The sequence below is a fragment of the Pseudomonas sp. S3_A03 genome, assembly GCF_054668275.1.
Genome location: NZ_CP162753.1, coordinates 3,125,950 through 3,142,029, shown reverse-complemented (window position 1 = coordinate 3,142,029; position 16,080 = coordinate 3,125,950). Strand labels below are relative to the sequence as shown.

The following is a 16,080-nucleotide window of genomic DNA, read 5'->3' as shown; positions in this document are numbered from 1 at the left end:
ATCCAGTCTTTCTATCAATGATTGGGTTCCAGACAGCGCTAACCTTAGCGCCGGGCGATTACATTAAACCTAGCGTGTCGATATGTCTTGGCTTTGTCTGCGCTGTGGCCGGTACTTTTTTATACCGGCGCAGCATTCAGGGCAACAGGCGAGCTGTTCGGAGGGGGTCAGTTGAGGTTCAGGTGCAAGTTGTCGATGAGGCGGGTCGTACCCAGAAAGGCCGCGACCAGAATCACAATGTCCCGATCTTCAGGCGTGGCGGGGCGCAGGTGCAGGCCTTGGCGAACTTCCAGGTAGTCCAGGCGCAGTCCGGCGGCTTGGATCTGTTGTACCTGTTGCGCGCGCAATTTGGCGAAATCGAGGTCACCGTCCTTGATGGCGGCGGCAATCTGGCTGAGGCTGCGAAACAGCACCGGCGCAATCGCACGTTGCTCTTCGCTGAGAAAGCCATTGCGTGAAGACAGCGCGAGGCCGTCGTCGGCGCGCACGGTAGGTTCGCCGATGATCTGGATCGGCATGTTCAGGTCGTGGACCATGGCGCGGATCACCGCCAGTTGCTGGTAGTCCTTTTGGCCAAACACCGCGATGTCCGGCTGCACCATGTTGAACAGCTTGCTGACCACCGTGGCCACGCCTTCGAAGTGCCCGGGACGGCTGGCGCCGCACAAGCCTTCGGACAATTGCGGAACGCTGACGCGGGTCTGGCCGGTCATGCCGCCGGGGTACATTTCTTCGACGGTGGGCGCGAACAGCAGGTTGCACCCGGCTTGCAGGAGTTTTTCCTGGTCGGCGGCGAGGGTGCGGGGGTATTTGTCCAAGTCTTCGCCGGCGCCAAATTGCAGCGGGTTGACGAAGATGCTCGCGACGACAAAGTCGGCCTGCTGCACCGCCTTGTTCACCAGGGTCGCATGGCCGCTGTGCAGGTTGCCCATGGTGGGCACGAAGCCGATGCGTTTGCCGGCTTTGCGGGCGTGGGCGACGGCAGCGCGTAGTTCGCGTACGGTTTTTACGGTGTTCATGCAGAGAATCCGTGTTCGGCGCCTGGGAAGGTCACGCCTTTGACTTCAGCGACGTAAGCACTCAACGCAGCATGGATGCTGTCCTGGCCGGTCATGAAGTTCTTTACGAACTTCGGCACGCGGCCGGTGATCGACAGGCCGAGCATGTCGTGCAATACCAGCACCTGGCCATCCGTTGCCGAGCCTGCGCCAATACCGATCACCGGCACCTTAACGGCCTGGGTGATTTCCGCGGCCAATTCGCTGGGCACACATTCAAGCAGGATCATCGCCACGCCCGCTTGCTCCAGGGCGATGGCATCGGCACGCATCTGGCGCGCCTGGGCTTCATTGCGACCTTGCACTTTATAGCCGCCGAGGATGTTCACCGACTGCGGCGTAAGGCCCATGTGCGCACACACCGGCACGCCGCGTTCAGCCAGCAGGCGGATCGATTCGGCAAGCCATACGGCACCTTCCACCTTGATCATGTGTGCGCCGGCCTGCATGAGTTTGCCGGCGTTCAGGAGGGTCTGTTCAAGCGTGGCATAGCCCATGAACGGCAGGTCGGCGATGATGAACGCGCCCTCATTGCCGCGCTTGACGCTGGCGGTGTGGTAGGCGAGTTCATCGGTGGTCACGGGCAGGGTGCTGTCATTCCCTTGAAGAACCATGCCCAGGGAGTCGCCTACCAATAACACTTCAACCCCAGCCTGGCAGCAGGCGTTGGCGAAGGTGGCGTCATAGCAGGTCAGCATGGTGATTTTTTCACCTTTGAGCTTGAGGCTCTGCAAGGTGGTCAGGGTAATGTCTGGCATGAAAAGGGTCCTCGTTCAGGCGCTTGGAAACAGCGAGTAACGCGCGTGAGTCTTCGTTTATACAGGCGCACCGTCTTGAGAGCAGTGCTTATAAGGCCTGGATTGCGCCCTTTAGCGCCGGGTTGGCGGCAGCGGGACGCCTATAGTCGTGAGGAGGACACGGGAAGTCAATTGGATGTGTTACCGCATTGTTACGACGGGGGTGTTACCGCTGTTACTGATGCGATTCAGCAGCGCGAAGGCGTTCCAGGCCGACAAACGGGCAGGCTTCAAGCAGGGCACCGAGGCATGTGCCATCCGGCAGTTGCAATGCCGCGGGCGCCAGTTCGGCCAGCGGATACAACACAAACGCACGCAGGTGCATCTGGTAGTGGGGCACCTTCAGGCGCGGTTCATCGATCAGGCGATCGCCAAACAGCAGAATGTCCAAGTCAAGCGTGCGTGGGCCCCAGCGCTCCAGGCGCTCGCGGCCTTGGTCGTTTTCGATGGCTTGCAGCGCATCCAGCAAGTCGAGAGGCGCAAGGCTGCTGTCCAGGGCGGCAACCGCGTTGGTGTAGCGCGGTTGGCCAGGGAGCAGGGAGTCACTTTGGTAAAAGGCGGACACACCCGCGACGCAAGTGCCTGGCAACTGAGCCAGCGCTTGGATAGCGCTGCGCAATTGCTGGTCCGGGGCGGCCAGGTTGCTGCCCATGCCGATGTAGATGCGTTCCACGGTTATTCGCCTGCGGCGCCCGAGGCATCGGCTGCGCTGCGCTTGCGCTTGGTACCGCTGCGCCGGCGCTTCTTCGGCCCTTCGCCGGTTGCTTCACCTTTGCTGCCCAGCTCGCGAATCATCTCGCGACGCTCGCTGTCATTGGCGTCCTGGTAATCGGTCCACCATTCGCCCAGGCCGTCGGTCTGTTCGCCGGCGCTTTCGCGCAGCAGCAGGAAATCGTAGCCGGCGCGGAAGCGTGGGTTGTCCAACAGCAGGTCGGCGCGTTTTCCGCTGCGGCGCGGCAGGCGCTCCTGCATGTCCCAAATCTCTCGGATCGGCATGGTGAAGCGCTTTGGAATGGCGATGCGCTGGCACTGTTCGGCAATCAGTTCGTGAGCGGCTTCCTGCATGGCCGGAATCGGCGGCATGCCACGGTCCTGCAAACGCAGTACACGTTTTGGCAGGGCTGGCCACAACAGGGCGGCAAACAGGAACGCCGGGGTGACCGGTTTGTTCTGCTTGATGCGCAGGTCGGTGTTGATCAGCGCTTCGCTGATCAGCGTGTGGGTATAGGTTGGGTTGTATTCCAATGCTTCGGCGCTGGCCGGGAACAGAGGGTCGAACAACTGCAGGTCGACGAGCATCTCGAACGTGTCGGCGGCGTAGCCCGAGAGGAACAGCTTGAGCACTTCTTCGAACAGACGTGCCGAGGGAATTTCCCGCAGCATGGGCGCCAGTTCGCGAATCGGCGCAGCGGTATGCTTCTCGATGCCGAAGTTGAGCTTGGCGGCAAAGCGCACGGCCCGCAGCATACGTACCGGGTCTTCCTGGTAGCGTTGCGTCGGGTCGCCGATGAGGCGGATCAGGTTGTTGCGGATGTCGTGTACGCCGTTGGCGTAATCGAGGATGCGTTCGCTGACCGGGTCGTAGTAAAGGGCATTGATGGTGAAGTCGCGGCGTTGCGCGTCTTCTTCCAGGGTGCCATAAACGTTGTCACGCAGGATGCGACCGCTCTCGTTGCGGGAGGACTGATTGGTGTCTTCCTCTTCATCGTTTTGCGGGTGGCCGGCGCGGAACGTTGCGACTTCGATGATTTCGCGCCCGAAATGGATGTGCACCAGCTTAAAGCGGCGGCCGATGATGCGCGCATTGCGAAACTCGGCGCGCACCTGTTCAGGCGTGGCACTGGTGGCGACGTCGAAATCCTTGGGCGTGATATTAAGTAGCATGTCGCGTACGCAACCGCCGACCAGATAGGCCTGGTAACCGGCGTTCTGCAAACGTTCGACGATATTCACCGCATAACGGCTGAACTGAGCGCGTTGCAGCGAATGTTGGCTGCTATTGAGCACTTCAGGCGTGCTGCGTTTGTGTTGCGTACGACGCAAGGGAGAACGGAATGACTGGAACAACTTCTTCAGCATGGGATGCACTGTTTGAAGGAATGTTCGGCCATAACGAAGAATGACCGCATGATGGGCGGGGATTCTAGCATTTAGTCGGGGGATGGTGTAGGAACAAGCTGCAGGCTTTGCGCCAGAAGCCTTTGAGCGTCGAATTCGTAGCTATTTACCAGAAACTACAAGGGGAGCCGAAGCTCCCCCAGAAGTAGTTGCGTGCTCTATTTTTATTATTGGTTTCGGGCTTCTTGTTTTTGTTGATCGCCCTCGCCATGAAGCTTCACCTTCATGACACTCCCAATCGGGAGTCAAGAGCAAACGGATTGCTTTGGTCGCTGTGTTGCTGATCTATGATCCAACCAGTTCAGGCTCTGCCTTAGGGCAGTTTTTGTTGTTCTCGGCCTGGTTGCGGGGCAAGCCCCAAATGCAACGCCTCTCCAAAAGAATCAGTTAGCTGCGCCTCCGCCGTGTTGTTTTTGTTATGCGTGAGTCGATTCGTCTTATTTTTATTGTCTTGTACAAAGCTTGTTATTGTTTTTGTACTAAGCATATAGCAGGGTGCGTGCCAACTTTTTTCGCCGCCTAACAAAACCGGGGGTTTGAGGGGTTTTTGGGTTTTTGACGGGCCAAAAAAAGCCGGGGCTTCGTTACCGTAAGCCCCGGCTTTTGTTACGCAAAAAATCAGCGGTAACAGTTTTTTCACATCTGTGGGTGTTACCTAAGGGCGCGCGCCCTCAACTTTCGCTGGCCACACCGGTCTTGCGCCGTGGGATGCCCAGGCGCTGGCGCCGCTCCCACAGGCATTTACGGCTCACGCCCAGTTTGCGCGCCAGTTCGGTTTCGGTCATATGGTCCTGATGTTCCAGAACAAAATGCTGGAAGTAATCTTCCAGTGACAAATCTTCGGTTGGCTCATGGCTGGTATTGCTACCGCCCTGTTGCGGGGCCAGGCCGATGAAATCGTCATCCTCCAGGTCGCTGAGTTCGATATCGATGCCCAGCAGCTCGGCGGAAATTTCCGGGCTCTCGGACAGGATCACCGCGCGCTCGACCGCATTCTCCAGTTCCCGCACGTTACCCGGCCACGAGTAGTGCCTGATCGCCTGCTCGGCATCCGGCGCAAACCTCAGGTCGGTACGGTTGATGCGCGCACTCTGGCGCAGCAGGAACGCGTTGGCGATCTCGTTGACGTCGGCACCACGCTCGCGCAAGGCCGGCAGCTTGAGCGCGATCACATGCAGGCGGTAATACAAGTCTTCACGGAACTGGCCGATCTTGGCCAGGCTCTTGAGGTCACGGTGGGTGGCCGCGATCAGGCGAACATCGACCTTCTGCGACTGCACCGAACCCACGCGGCGGATCTCGCCTTCCTGCAGCACGCGCAGCAATCGCGCCTGTGCTTCCAATGGCAACTCGCCAATTTCGTCGAGGAACAATGTACCGCCGTCCGCCGCTTCCACCAGGCCCGCACGCCCGGCGCTGGCACCGGTAAACGCGCCTTTTTCGTGGCCGAACAATTCGGACTCGATCAGGGATTCGGGGATTGCCGCGCAGTTCACCGAGATCATCGGTGCCTTGGCGCGCTTGGACAGGTTGTGCAGGGCGCGAGCCACCAGTTCCTTACCGGTGCCCGACTCGCCCTGGATCAGCACATTGGAGTCGGTAGGCGCCACTTTGCGGATCTTGCCGTACAGGTCCTGCATCGGTGGGCAGGAGCCGATGATGCCGATCTCGCCATTACTGTTGTCGACGCCCGGTTTGTCGGCGCCGCCGGCGGCTTTGCCGGTGGGGCGTTGTTCGGCCGGTGCGCTGCTGGCCGACTGACGGTCGCGCAGGATGCGCGCCACGGCCTGGAGCATTTCATCGTGATCGAAAGGCTTGGCAATGTAGTCCACCGCGCCCATCTTCATCGAGTCTACCGCCGAGCGCAGGCTCGCGTAGCTGGTCATGATCAGCACCGGGGTGCCTTGGCCAAGCTTGATCAACTCGGTGCCAGGTGCGCCAGGCAGGCGCAGGTCGCTGACAATCAGGTCGAACGTGGGGATGCTGAAACGCTCTTGTGCTTCCTGCACCGAGCCGGCTTCGCTGACCTGGTACTGATTGCGTTCAAGCAGGCGACGCAAGGCAGAGCGGATAATGGTTTCGTCTTCGACGATCAAAATGTGCGGCATTGATTCAATTCTCTCGACGGTCTCAGTTCACAGCGGACGTCGCTTCGACATGACGCGGCAAGGTCACCCGAATACGGGTGCCGCGTTGGCTTTCGGTGTCAGCCGGGCTGTCGATGGTGATTTGTCCATAATGCTCTTCAACGATGGAATAGACCAGTGCAAGGCCCAGACCGGTGCCTTCACCCGGATCCTTGGTGGTGAAGAAGGGTTCGAACAATCGGTCCATGATGTTCTGTGGAATGCCGCTGCCTTCGTCCTCCACGATCAGGTCGACCGTGTGCTCGAAAGCCTCACTCTTGACCCGTACTGCGCCACCGGCGGGCGTCGCATCGCGGGCGTTTGACAGCAGGTTGATCAACACTTGGGCCAAGCGTTGTGAGTCGCCGTCGACCCAATGGTCCGGGTCGCACAGGTTGAAAAACTGTACTTCGAAATTGCGCCGGTTCAAGGCCAGCAGCCCAATGGCGTCCTGTGCCACTTCGGCCAGGCACACGGCCTCATCAAGGTTCTGATGGGCGCCGGCGTGGGCAAAACTCATCAGCGACTGCACGATGCGTGACACGCGTTTGGTCTGTTCGAGGATCTGCCCGCTGATTTCGATGATTTCGCCATCTTCCTCGCGTTCTTCGCGCAGGTTTTGCGCCAGGCAGGCAATCCCGGTAATCGGGTTGCCGATCTCGTGGGCCACGCCCGCCGCCAGCCGCCCGATGCTGGCCAAACGTTCGGAGTGTACCAGTTTGTCTTCGAGCATCTGGGTTTCGGTCAGGTCCTCGACCAGCAGCACCAAGCCGCTGTTACCGGGGGCCAGGGGCTCGTCGATGGCCGCTTTGTGCAGGTTGAGCCAGCGGGTCTGGCCATCGAGGGCCAGGTGCTGCTTGTGCAAATGCTCATCGGGCACGTCGATAAAGCCTTGCAGCAGTTCTTTCCACGGCTCGCCCAGGGTGTTCAGGCGCGACCCCACGACCCGTTGCGCGGCGATACCGGTGAGTTCTTCCATGGCTTTGTTCCACATCAGGATCTCTTGATCCTTGGCCAGTGAGCACACGCCCATCGGCAGTTCCTGCAGGGTCTGGCGGTGGTAGCGGCGCAAGGCGTCGAGTTCGGCGGCAAGGCCGGTAAGGCGTGAGTGGTAATCCTCCAGCCGGCTCTCGATGAAGTGGATGTCTTCGGTGACATAGTTTTCGCCGCCAGCCTTGTAGGGCAGGAAGGTTTCCACCATGTCCTGGGACACGCTGGGGCCCATCAGGCCGGACAAGTTGGCCTCGATCCTGTCGCGCAAGCGGCGCAGCGCATAGGGGCGCCGCTCGTCGAACGGCAGGTACAGATCGCGCAGCGCCTGCTCGACTTCCTTTTGTGCGGCCTTGGCGCCCAGTGGCTTGGCCAACTGCGTGGCGAACTCCTGGGGCGAGGCGGCGTGCAATTCGCGACGTTGCGGGCGACGCACGTTATCCACGGCGCAGGCTTCGGCGGCGCTGGTTTCCTCGGGGCTGGCATTGGTGAACAGCGAGATCAGGGTGAACATCAGTACGTTGGCGGCCAACGAAGCAATCGCGGCCATGTGCCAACTGGTGTCGTCCAGCACATAGATCATATTCAGCAGCGGGATGTAGAAGCCCTGCAGGTTCCCGACCAGCGGTAGCAGCATGGTCACGACCCAGACCAGAATCCCGGCGAGCAGACCGGCGATAAACCCACGGCGATTGGCGGTCGGCCAGTACAGCACCGACAACACGCCCGGCAAGAACTGCAGGGTGGCGACAAACGCAACGATGCCAAGGTTGGCGAGGTCTTGCCCGGCGCCCAGCAACAGGTAGAAGCCGTAGCCGGCCATGATGATCGCGACAATCAGCGCGCGACGCGTCCACTTCAGCCAACGGTAGATATTGCCTTCGGCGGGTGGCTGGTACAGCGGCAGCACCAGGTGGTTAAGCGCCATGCCCGACAGCGCCAGGGTGGTGACGATGATCAAGCCGCTGGCGGCCGACAAACCACCTACATACGCGAGCAGGGCCAGCGCGGGACTATTGGCGGCAATGCCGATGCCGAGCGTGAAATATTCGGGGTTGGTGGTGGCGCCCAGCTTGAGGCCCGCCCACAGAATCAACGGCACCGCCAGGCTCATCAGCAGCAGGAACAGCGGCAAGCCCCAACTGGCGCTGACCAGCGAGCGTGGGTTGAGGTTCTCGGTAAATGTCATGTGGTACATGTGCGGCATCACGATTGCCGAGGCGAAGAACACCAGCAGCAGCGTACGCCAAGGGCCCTCCTGCAATGGCGTGTGCAGGGCGGCGAGGGCGGTCTGGTTTTGCAGCAGCCACAGTTCCAGCTGTTGGGGACCATCGAATACGCCGTAAAGCGCATAGAGGCCCACGCCGCCGATGGCGATCAGCTTGATCACCGACTCGAAGGCAATCGCAAATACCAGGCCTTCGTGCTTCTCGCGGGTGGCGATATGGCGCGAGCCGAAGAAAATCGTAAACAGGCTGATCAGTGCACAGAAGGCCAGGGCAACCACATGTTGCACCGGTGCGCGGGTGAGGATGCTGATGGAGTCCGCCACGGCCTGGATTTGCAAGGCCAGCAAGGGCAATACGCCAATCAGCATGAACACGGTTGTCAATGCGCCGGCCCAGGTGCTGCGAAAGCGGAAGGCAAACAGGTCGGCCAGGGACGACAGTTGGTAGGTGCGGGTGATCTTCAGGATCGGGTACAGCAGCACCGGCGCCAGCAAAAAGGCGCCGGATACGCCGAGGTAGCTGGACAGGAAACCGTAGCCGTACTGATAGGCCAGACCGACCGTGCCATAAAACGCCCAGGCGCTGGCGTACACGCCAAGGGACAAGGTGTAGGTCAACGGATGGCGAATGATCGCCCGCGGGATCATTCCGCGCTCACTGATCCAGGCGACGCCGAACAGCGCGGCCAGGTAGGCGGCGCTGATCAGCAACATCTGGGTGAGGCTAAAGCTCATCGGCATCTTTTTGGCTCTGCAGGATGAAAGTCACGACGATCAGGATCAGCCACAGCAGATAGGGGCGATACCAGGCGCCCGTGGCGTCGATCCACCAATCCATGATGGCGGGGGAAAACAGGTAGATCCCGACGACCAGCAGCAGGACCAATCGATAGATGTACATGTTGGCCTCTGATTAAAAAACTGCGGCGATGGTAACGGATGCCGGGCAAGCTGCAAGCGCCTTCAGCTCAATTGCGCCTCGGCCAGCGTCAGTGTGCGTGGGATCAGTGTGGCATCCCAGTGCTCGATGCCCCAGTCGAGCAGCTCCCGCGGGCTGGCATGAAGCAGTTCGGCCGCCGGTTGCTGGCCGAGCGCGCGCAAGGCCCTGACCAGCAAGGGGGTGGCCTGGCCTGGCGTCAACGGCGGTGAACGGTAGGACTTGCCCAGCTTGTTACCGTCCGGCTGGACGATCAATGGCACGTGCAAATAGCGTGGTTGGCGCAGGCCCAGCAGCTCTTGCAGGTACAGCTGGCGCGGGGTGGAATCGAGCAGGTCGGCGCCGCGCACGATATCGGTAACGCCTTGCCAGGCATCATCCAGCACCACGGCCAGTTGGTAGGCGTAGAGACCGTCACGGCGACGGATAACGAAGTCTCCTGCATCGCGGCCCAAGTGTTGTCGGAATTCGCCTTGCACGCGGTCGGTAAAGTGGTATTCCAGCTCAGGAACACGCAAGCGGATGGCCGCATTCTGCTGCTCATGGCCGGCATTGCGGCACAGGCCGGGATAGATCCCGTTATAGGGTTCCAGCTGTTTGCGCGAGCAGGTGCAGGCGTAGGCCAAGCCATGGTTGAACAGGTCGTTCAATACCTTGGCGTAGGCATCATGCCGCTCGCTTTGTCGGACCAGTTCACCGTCCCATTCGAAACCATAGCTTTCCAATGCATGAAGAATCGCAGCCTGTGCGCCGGGCTCTTCGCGGGGAGGGTCAAGGTCTTCCATGCGCATCAGCCAACGGCCTTTGTGGGCGCGGGCGTCAAGGTAAGAAGCGAGGGCGGCGACCAGTGAGCCGAAATGCAAATGGCCGCTGGGCGTGGGGGCAAAACGCCCGATATAGGTAGAGGCTGTCATGGGCCGGATACTACTGGAAAATCGGTAAACGCCAGAAACAAAAATGGGGCGTTCGCACGCCCCATTCGTTCAGCCCGGCAGGATTACTTGCCGACCTGTTTTTCCTTGATTTCGGCCAAGGTCTTGCAGTCTACGCACAGGTCCGCAGTCGGGCGGGCTTCCAGGCGGCGAATGCCGATCTCGACGCCGCAGGATTCGCACCAGCCGTATTCTTCGTCCTTGATCAGTTGCAGGGTCTTGTCGATCTTCTTGATCAGCTTGCGCTCGCGGTCACGGGCGCGCAGTTCGAGGGCAAATTCTTCCTCCTGGCTGGCACGGTCGGCCGGGTCAGGAAAATTGGCTGCTTCGTCCTTCATGTGGTCAACGGTGCGGTCAACTTCCTGCATCAAGTCCTGTTTCCACTTGTTCAGGATCTTGGTGAAATGCGCGCGCATGGGCTCGCCCATGTACTCCTCACCTTTCTTTTCTACGTAAGGTTCGAAGCCGCTGATGTTTTGCTTGTCTTGGGTGGACATGAATAGACCGCCTCTCACTCTTCTAATCCATTGCGCAGGATTGCAACGTCACCGACACCTGCCGGCCCTGCGGCTGCAAGCGGGCGAACTTACCAGATAGATTCGGGGTGCGCCACTCCCGGTTGTCGAGGCCCGTCGCGCAGAGGTTGCAAACTGCAATCGCCTGTCGTGGCTGGGTATGTCTCGGCTCGGATGTTGATTTTAGTCGTTTTGTACGCGCTTGCCCGGACCACACTGGCGGCCGAACAGGCAATAGAGCATGTTTTAGCGCCAGGGTTCGGTAGAATCCGGATTTTGTCCTCACCGTTAAGGAAGGCTAATGGCTCAGCCCTACAGTGCGCGCAGTCGCGCCATCGAACCTTTTCATGTCATGGCATTGCTGGCGCGGGCCAATGAGCTGCAGGCTGCTGGCCATGATGTGATCCACCTGGAAATCGGCGAGCCGGATTTCACTACCGCCGAGCCGATTATCCAGGCCGGCCAGGCGGCGCTGGCCAATGGCAAGACCCGTTACACGGCCGCTCGTGGCTTGCCGGAGTTGCGCGAAGCCATCAGCGGGTTTTACCAGCAGCGTTACGGATTGTGCGTAGACCCCGAGCGCATTCTGATCACGCCTGGCGGTTCCGGCGCGTTGTTGTTGGCCAGCAGCCTGCTGGTCGATCCGGGTAAGCACTGGCTGCTGGCAGATCCCGGTTACCCCTGTAACCGGCACTTTCTGCGGCTGGTTGAAGGTGCCGCCCAACTGGTGCCCGTGGGCCCTGAAGTGCGCTACCAGTTGACTGCCGACCTGGTCGCCAAGCACTGGGACCAGGACAGCGTAGGCGCGCTGGTCGCCTCTCCGGCCAACCCTACCGGGACGATGCTCACGCGGGACGAGTTGGCTGGGCTTTCGAGCGCGATCAAGGCACGTGACGGCCATCTGGTGGTGGACGAGATCTATCACGGTCTGACTTACGGCACAGACGCCGCGAGTGTGCTGGAAGTCGACGACGATGCCTTCGTGCTCAATAGTTTTTCCAAGTATTTCGGTATGACCGGCTGGCGCCTGGGGTGGCTGGTAGCCCCGCCGGCGGCGGTAAGTGAACTGGAAAAACTGGCGCAGAACCTCTATATCAGCGCACCCAGCATGGCTCAGCATGCGGCGCTGGCCTGCTTTACCCCGCAAACCCTGAGCATTCTGGAAGAGCGCCGCACCGAATTTGGCCGCCGTCGCGACTTTCTATTGCCGGCCCTGCGCGAACTGGGTTTCGGCATCGCGATAGAGCCGCAAGGTGCATTCTATTTGTACGCCGATATCAGCGCGTTCGGCGGTGATGCCTTCGCGTTTTGTCGTCACTTCCTGGAAACCGAACACGTCGCCTTTACCCCCGGATTGGATTTTGGTCGCTATCAAGCCGGCCACCACGTGCGTTTTGCCTACACCCAAAACCTTGAGCGCCTACAGGAAGCCGTAGAGCGAATTGCCCGTGGTCTGCGGAGTTGGCAAGGCTGATGCGTTTTTATCCTCCCCTCGAAGAGGGTCGGCTGATCCGGCGCTACAAGCGCTTTCTCACCGATATCGAAACCGTTACCGGCGAGTTGCTCACCATTCACTGTCCAAACACCGGTTCCATGCTCAATTGCATGGTCGAAGGCGGGCAGGTCTGGTTCAGCCGTTCCAGTGACCCCAAGCGTAAATTGCCTGGTACCTGGGAAATTGCCGAAACACCGCAAGGGCGCCTGGCATGTGTGAACACGGCGCGCGCCAATCAGTTGGTGGAGGAAGCGTTGCGCGCGGGCGTGATCACGGAACTCAACGGCTTCACCGCATTGAAGCGTGAAGTGCCCTACGGTCAGGAGAAAAGTCGGATCGACTTCCGGCTGGAATACCCGGACGGCGCGGCCTACGTGGAAGTTAAAAGCGTCACCCTAGGCTTTGACGACAGCAGGGTTGCCGCTTTCCCCGATGCGGTGACCCAGCGTGGCGCCAAGCATCTGCGCGAGCTGGCGCACCTGGCGCGGCAGGGTGTGCGGGCGGTGCAGTTGTATTGCGTCAACCTGTCGGGCATTGATGCGGTGCGCCCGGCGGTGGAAATCGACGCCATCTACGCTGCGGCCCTGCGCGAAGCCAAGGCGGCCGGCGTGGAAGTGCTGGCCTATGGCGTACGGGTGACATCCGAGGAAATTGGCGTGGACCGCCGATTGGACGTGCTGCTCGACTAGACGTCTACCCACAGGCCTTGTTCGTCTTCACGGCCGGGCAGCGCAATGAGACTCTTGCCGGCGCACGGGCCTGCGATGCATTCGCCGCTCTCGATCAGGAACAGTGCACCGTGGGTGGCGCACTGGATCAGGCTGGCGCTGTCGTCGAGGAAGCGATCAGGGTGCCATTCCAGGGGGATGCCTCGATGGGGGCAGCGGTTGATATAGAAGTAGGCAATGCCCTCCCGGCGCACCGCCAATAGCTTGCAGCCGTCGATATCAAACCCGCGGCTGCTGTCTGGCGCTAGCTCATCAGAGGGGCAGAGAAACTTCATTACAATCCTTAAGTGCCTTGACGTTCAAATGCAAACAATTATCAAATGCGGGCTTCGCCCGTTTGCTGACTGAGTACTCGGTTCGATGCCTGGCAGGGATTATCTGTCACATTCGTGAGCGCTCAAGAGGCCCTGCTTCTGGAAGGAAACCCTGTTATGCGCCTGAGTGCCAGCGCTATTGCGCTTGTTGTCGGACTGCTGGTCAACCCCGGGGCGCAAGCCTCTGAGCCGCCACAACGCTGGGTGAGTGCCGGTGGGGCGCTGTCTGAATGGGTGACGGCGTTGGGCGGCGAGTCGAAACTGGTGGGGGTGGATACCACCAGTCAGCATCCTGAATCGCTCAAGGCCCTACCCAGCATTGGTTATCAGCGGCAGTTGTCGGCCGAAGGTATTCTCAGCCTGCGCCCCCAGGTGTTGGTGGGTACCGAAGAGATGGGGCCGCCGCCGGTGCTGGCGCAGATTCGCAACGCAGGTGTCCAGGTCGAAATGTTCTCCGCGCAGCCAGATCTGCCGAGCTTGAACGGCAATCTTCAACACCTGGGCAAATTACTCGGGGACGAAACCAAGGCCCGCGAATTGTTTGCCGAATATGAACAGGCGCTGGTTCAGCAAAAAAACTGGGTTGCCAAGGCCCGGTCCACGCAAAAGGCGCCGGGTGTGTTGTTGCTGATCGGCCATGCCGGGGGCAAGCCGTTGATCGCCGGTAAAGACACGGCGGGCGATTGGGTGCTGCGGCAGGCGGGTGGGCATAACTTGGCCACCCATAGTGGTTACAAACCGTTTTCCGTGGAGTCGCTGGCAGGGTTGAGCCCGGATGTACTGGTATTTGCTGACCGTGCCCTTACGGGGGATGCGGCACGCGCGGCGTTGTTCAAGGAAAATCCGATCCTGGCTTCAACGCCTGCCGCAAAGAATGGGCGAGTATTTGAATTGGATCCGACGCTGTTGGTGGGCGGGCTTGGGCCGCGCCTGCCGCAAAGCCTGGTGCATTTATCCAGCGGCTTTTATCCGCCTCAGGCCAAGCCTTCCCCATGACCTCTCTGGTTAAACCGAAAACACTGTTTGTCGGGCTGTCGCTGTTGTGTGTGTTAGCGACCTGGCTCTCGTTGGCACTGGGGCCGGTGAGTTTGCCGTTGCTGGATACGCTCAAGGCGGCGTTGCGGTTGGTCGGCGTGCCGATCGAAGCGCAAGGTTTGGAGCAGGCTGAACTGATCCTGGGGCAGATTCGTCTGCCGCGAACCTTGCTGGGCCTGGCGGTGGGTGGCGTATTGGCCTTGTCGGGCGTGGCGATGCAGGGGCTGTTTCGCAACCCGCTGGCAGATCCGGGTTTGGTGGGCGTTTCCAGTGGCGCGGCGCTGGGGGCGGCTATCGCGATTGTCGGCGGTTCGCTGTTGGGTGGGCTGCCGGATGCACTCGGGCCCTACTTGCTGTCGTTGTGCGCTTTTTTGGGCGGGTTGGGCGTTACCGCGCTGGTCTATCGCCTGGGGCGGCATAACGGCCAGACCAATGTCGCGACGATGCTGCTCGCGGGTATCGCCCTTACGGCGTTGGCCGGTTCGGCGGTAGGCCTGTTCACCTACCTGGCGGATGACGCCACTCTGCGCACTCTGGCGTTCTGGAATCTGGGCAGTCTCAACGGTGCCAGTTATTCGCGGTTGTGGCCGTTGCTGCTGGTCAGCGCTGGGGTGGCGCTGTGGTTGCCGCGCCGGGCGAAAGCACTGAATGCATTGTTGCTGGGTGAATCCGAGGCCAATCATCTTGGAATTGACGTTGAAAGGCTCAAGCGTGAATTGGTGTTTTGCACTGCCTTGGGGGTAGGGGCTGCGGTGGCGGCGGCGGGCATGATTGGTTTTGTCGGGCTGGTAGTGCCGCATTTGGTGCGGTTGCTGGCGGGGCCTGATCACCGGGTGTTGTTGCCGGCTTCGGTATTGGCGGGCGCGAGTTTGCTGTTGTTTGCCGATCTGGTCGCGCGGCTGGCCTTGGCACCGGCTGAACTGCCCATCGGTATCGTGACCGCGTTCATTGGCGCGCCGTTTTTTCTTTACCTGTTGTTGCGGGGGCGTGCCTGATGTTGAGTGTGCAAGACCTGCAGATTCGTCGCGGCGGCAAGACTGTGCTGGCGGATATCACCCTGGACCTGCTGCCGCGCGAAGTGCTCGGCGTGCTGGGCCCCAACGGCGCCGGGAAAAGTACGCTGCTCGGTGCGTTATGCGGTGAGTTACGCCCCAATCAGGGCAAGGTGTGGCTGGATCAGCAAGCGCTGGAAAACTGGAGCGGATCGCAGCGTGCACAGCGACTGGCGGTGTTGCCGCAAACCTCGACCCTGGATTTTGCGTTCCGTGTCGAAGAGGTGGTCGGCATGGGCCGTCTACCTCATCAAACCGGCCGCGTACGCGATGACGAGATCATCCAGGCGGCCTTGCAGGCGGCGGATGTCGCGCACTTGAAGGGCCGCAGTTACCTGGCGTTATCCGGCGGGGAGCGTCAACGCGTGCACCTGGCGCGCGTGCTGGCGCAGCTATGGCCTGGAGAGGCGGGGCAGACCTTGTTGCTGGATGAGCCCACATCAATGCTTGATCCTCTACACCAACACACGACCTTGCAGGCTATTCGGGCGTTTGCCGATCGCGGGGCGGCGGTGCTGGTAATCCTTCACGACTTGAACCTGGCCGCGCGTTACTGTGACCGCATTTTGCTGCTGGAGAAGGGGCGCCCGCATACTCTGGATATGCCGGCACAGGTGATGCGGCCCGAGCCGCTTAAAGCGGTGTTTGGGCTGGATGTGTTGGTGCAGCCGCATCCGGAACGTGGGCATCCGTTGATTATCACGCGGTGATGCCAGCTTTCGCGCAGGCAAAAAAAGACCCGGCAAGAGCCGGGT

At 60.5% G+C, this 16,080-nt stretch carries 16 protein-coding genes; 5 read left to right on the top strand and 11 right to left on the bottom strand.

Features of this window, described 5'->3' with window-relative positions; genetic code table 11:
* Positions 1 to 167: 167 nt before the first annotated feature.
* The 10 genes from panC to dksA form a co-directional block, all read right to left on the bottom strand.
* Positions 168 to 1,019, bottom strand: a complete 852-nt coding sequence (gene panC, locus AB4O25_RS14340; RefSeq protein ID WP_017528782.1) for a pantoate--beta-alanine ligase — start codon at positions 1,017 to 1,019, stop codon at positions 168 to 170.
* On the bottom strand, positions 1,016 to 1,816 hold the full coding sequence (gene panB, locus AB4O25_RS14335) for a 3-methyl-2-oxobutanoate hydroxymethyltransferase (RefSeq protein WP_460149684.1): 801 nt from the start codon (positions 1,814 to 1,816) through the stop codon (positions 1,016 to 1,018). The genes panC and panB overlap by 4 nt, the downstream gene beginning before the upstream one ends.
* A gap of 214 nt (positions 1,817 to 2,030) precedes the next feature.
* A complete protein-coding gene (gene folK / locus AB4O25_RS14330) occupies positions 2,031 to 2,528 on the bottom strand; it encodes a 2-amino-4-hydroxy-6-hydroxymethyldihydropteridine diphosphokinase (protein WP_017528780.1) in 498 nt (165 codons plus the stop codon).
* A gap of 2 nt (positions 2,529 to 2,530) precedes the next feature.
* Entirely contained in the window at positions 2,531 to 3,934 is a 1,404-nt protein-coding gene (locus tag AB4O25_RS14325; protein ID WP_017528779.1) for a polynucleotide adenylyltransferase PcnB, read from the bottom strand.
* Positions 3,935 to 4,286: 352 nt separating this feature from the next.
* Positions 4,287 to 4,613 (bottom strand): hypothetical protein, encoded by a 327-nt coding sequence (locus AB4O25_RS14320; protein ID WP_460149683.1) that lies wholly within the window; start codon positions 4,611 to 4,613, stop codon positions 4,287 to 4,289.
* Between the two features lie 31 nt (positions 4,614 to 4,644).
* Positions 4,645 to 6,081: a sigma-54-dependent transcriptional regulator gene (locus AB4O25_RS14315; RefSeq protein WP_017528778.1), complete on the bottom strand. Its 1,437-nt coding sequence runs from the start codon at positions 6,079 to 6,081 to the stop codon at positions 4,645 to 4,647.
* A gap of 22 nt (positions 6,082 to 6,103) precedes the next feature.
* Positions 6,104 to 9,058, bottom strand: coding sequence for a sensor histidine kinase (locus AB4O25_RS14310; RefSeq protein ID WP_017528777.1), 2,955 nt, complete (start codon positions 9,056 to 9,058; stop codon positions 6,104 to 6,106).
* Complete coding sequence (locus AB4O25_RS14305; RefSeq protein WP_003176118.1) at positions 9,042 to 9,218, bottom strand: hypothetical protein; 177 nt, start codon at positions 9,216 to 9,218, stop codon at positions 9,042 to 9,044. Before AB4O25_RS14305 ends, AB4O25_RS14310 begins: the two co-directional genes overlap by 17 nt.
* A gap of 62 nt (positions 9,219 to 9,280) precedes the next feature.
* Complete coding sequence (gene gluQRS, locus AB4O25_RS14300) at positions 9,281 to 10,168, bottom strand: tRNA glutamyl-Q(34) synthetase GluQRS (RefSeq protein ID WP_017528776.1); 888 nt, start codon at positions 10,166 to 10,168, stop codon at positions 9,281 to 9,283.
* Between the two features lie 83 nt (positions 10,169 to 10,251).
* Positions 10,252 to 10,683 carry an RNA polymerase-binding protein DksA gene (gene dksA / locus AB4O25_RS14295; RefSeq protein WP_065876794.1) on the bottom strand — a complete coding sequence of 144 codons (432 nt, stop codon included), beginning with the start codon at positions 10,681 to 10,683 and terminating at the stop codon, positions 10,252 to 10,254.
* Positions 10,684 to 11,002: 319 nt separating this feature from the next.
* Between dksA and AB4O25_RS14290 the strand changes: the two genes are divergently transcribed.
* The gene (locus AB4O25_RS14290; RefSeq protein WP_017528774.1) at positions 11,003 to 12,175 is read left to right on the top strand and encodes a pyridoxal phosphate-dependent aminotransferase; all 1,173 of its coding nucleotides are present in this window, start codon (positions 11,003 to 11,005) and stop codon (positions 12,173 to 12,175) included.
* Positions 12,175 to 12,885 (top strand): DNA/RNA nuclease SfsA, encoded by a 711-nt coding sequence (gene sfsA, locus AB4O25_RS14285; protein WP_017528773.1) that lies wholly within the window; start codon positions 12,175 to 12,177, stop codon positions 12,883 to 12,885. The genes AB4O25_RS14290 and sfsA overlap by 1 nt, the downstream gene beginning before the upstream one ends.
* On the opposite strand, the gene AB4O25_RS14280 is transcribed toward sfsA, so the two are convergent.
* A complete protein-coding gene (locus AB4O25_RS14280) occupies positions 12,882 to 13,199 on the bottom strand; it encodes a Rieske (2Fe-2S) protein (protein ID WP_017528772.1) in 318 nt (105 codons plus the stop codon). The two genes, sfsA and AB4O25_RS14280, sit on opposite strands and share 4 nt — an antisense overlap.
* A gap of 156 nt (positions 13,200 to 13,355) precedes the next feature.
* Here AB4O25_RS14280 and AB4O25_RS14275 point away from each other — a divergent pair, with 156 nt between their 5' ends.
* From AB4O25_RS14275 to AB4O25_RS14265, 3 genes are read left to right on the top strand one after another with little or no spacing between them, the layout of a single operon-like run.
* Positions 13,356 to 14,234: a heme/hemin ABC transporter substrate-binding protein gene (locus AB4O25_RS14275; protein ID WP_460149682.1), complete on the top strand. Its 879-nt coding sequence runs from the start codon at positions 13,356 to 13,358 to the stop codon at positions 14,232 to 14,234.
* A 50-nt stretch (positions 14,235 to 14,284) separates the two neighbouring features.
* The gene (locus tag AB4O25_RS14270; protein ID WP_175404173.1) at positions 14,285 to 15,268 is read left to right on the top strand and encodes a FecCD family ABC transporter permease; all 984 of its coding nucleotides are present in this window, start codon (positions 14,285 to 14,287) and stop codon (positions 15,266 to 15,268) included.
* Complete coding sequence (locus AB4O25_RS14265; RefSeq protein WP_017528769.1) at positions 15,268 to 16,035, top strand: heme ABC transporter ATP-binding protein; 768 nt, start codon at positions 15,268 to 15,270, stop codon at positions 16,033 to 16,035. The genes AB4O25_RS14270 and AB4O25_RS14265 overlap by 1 nt, the downstream gene beginning before the upstream one ends.
* Positions 16,036 to 16,080 lie beyond the last annotated feature (45 nt).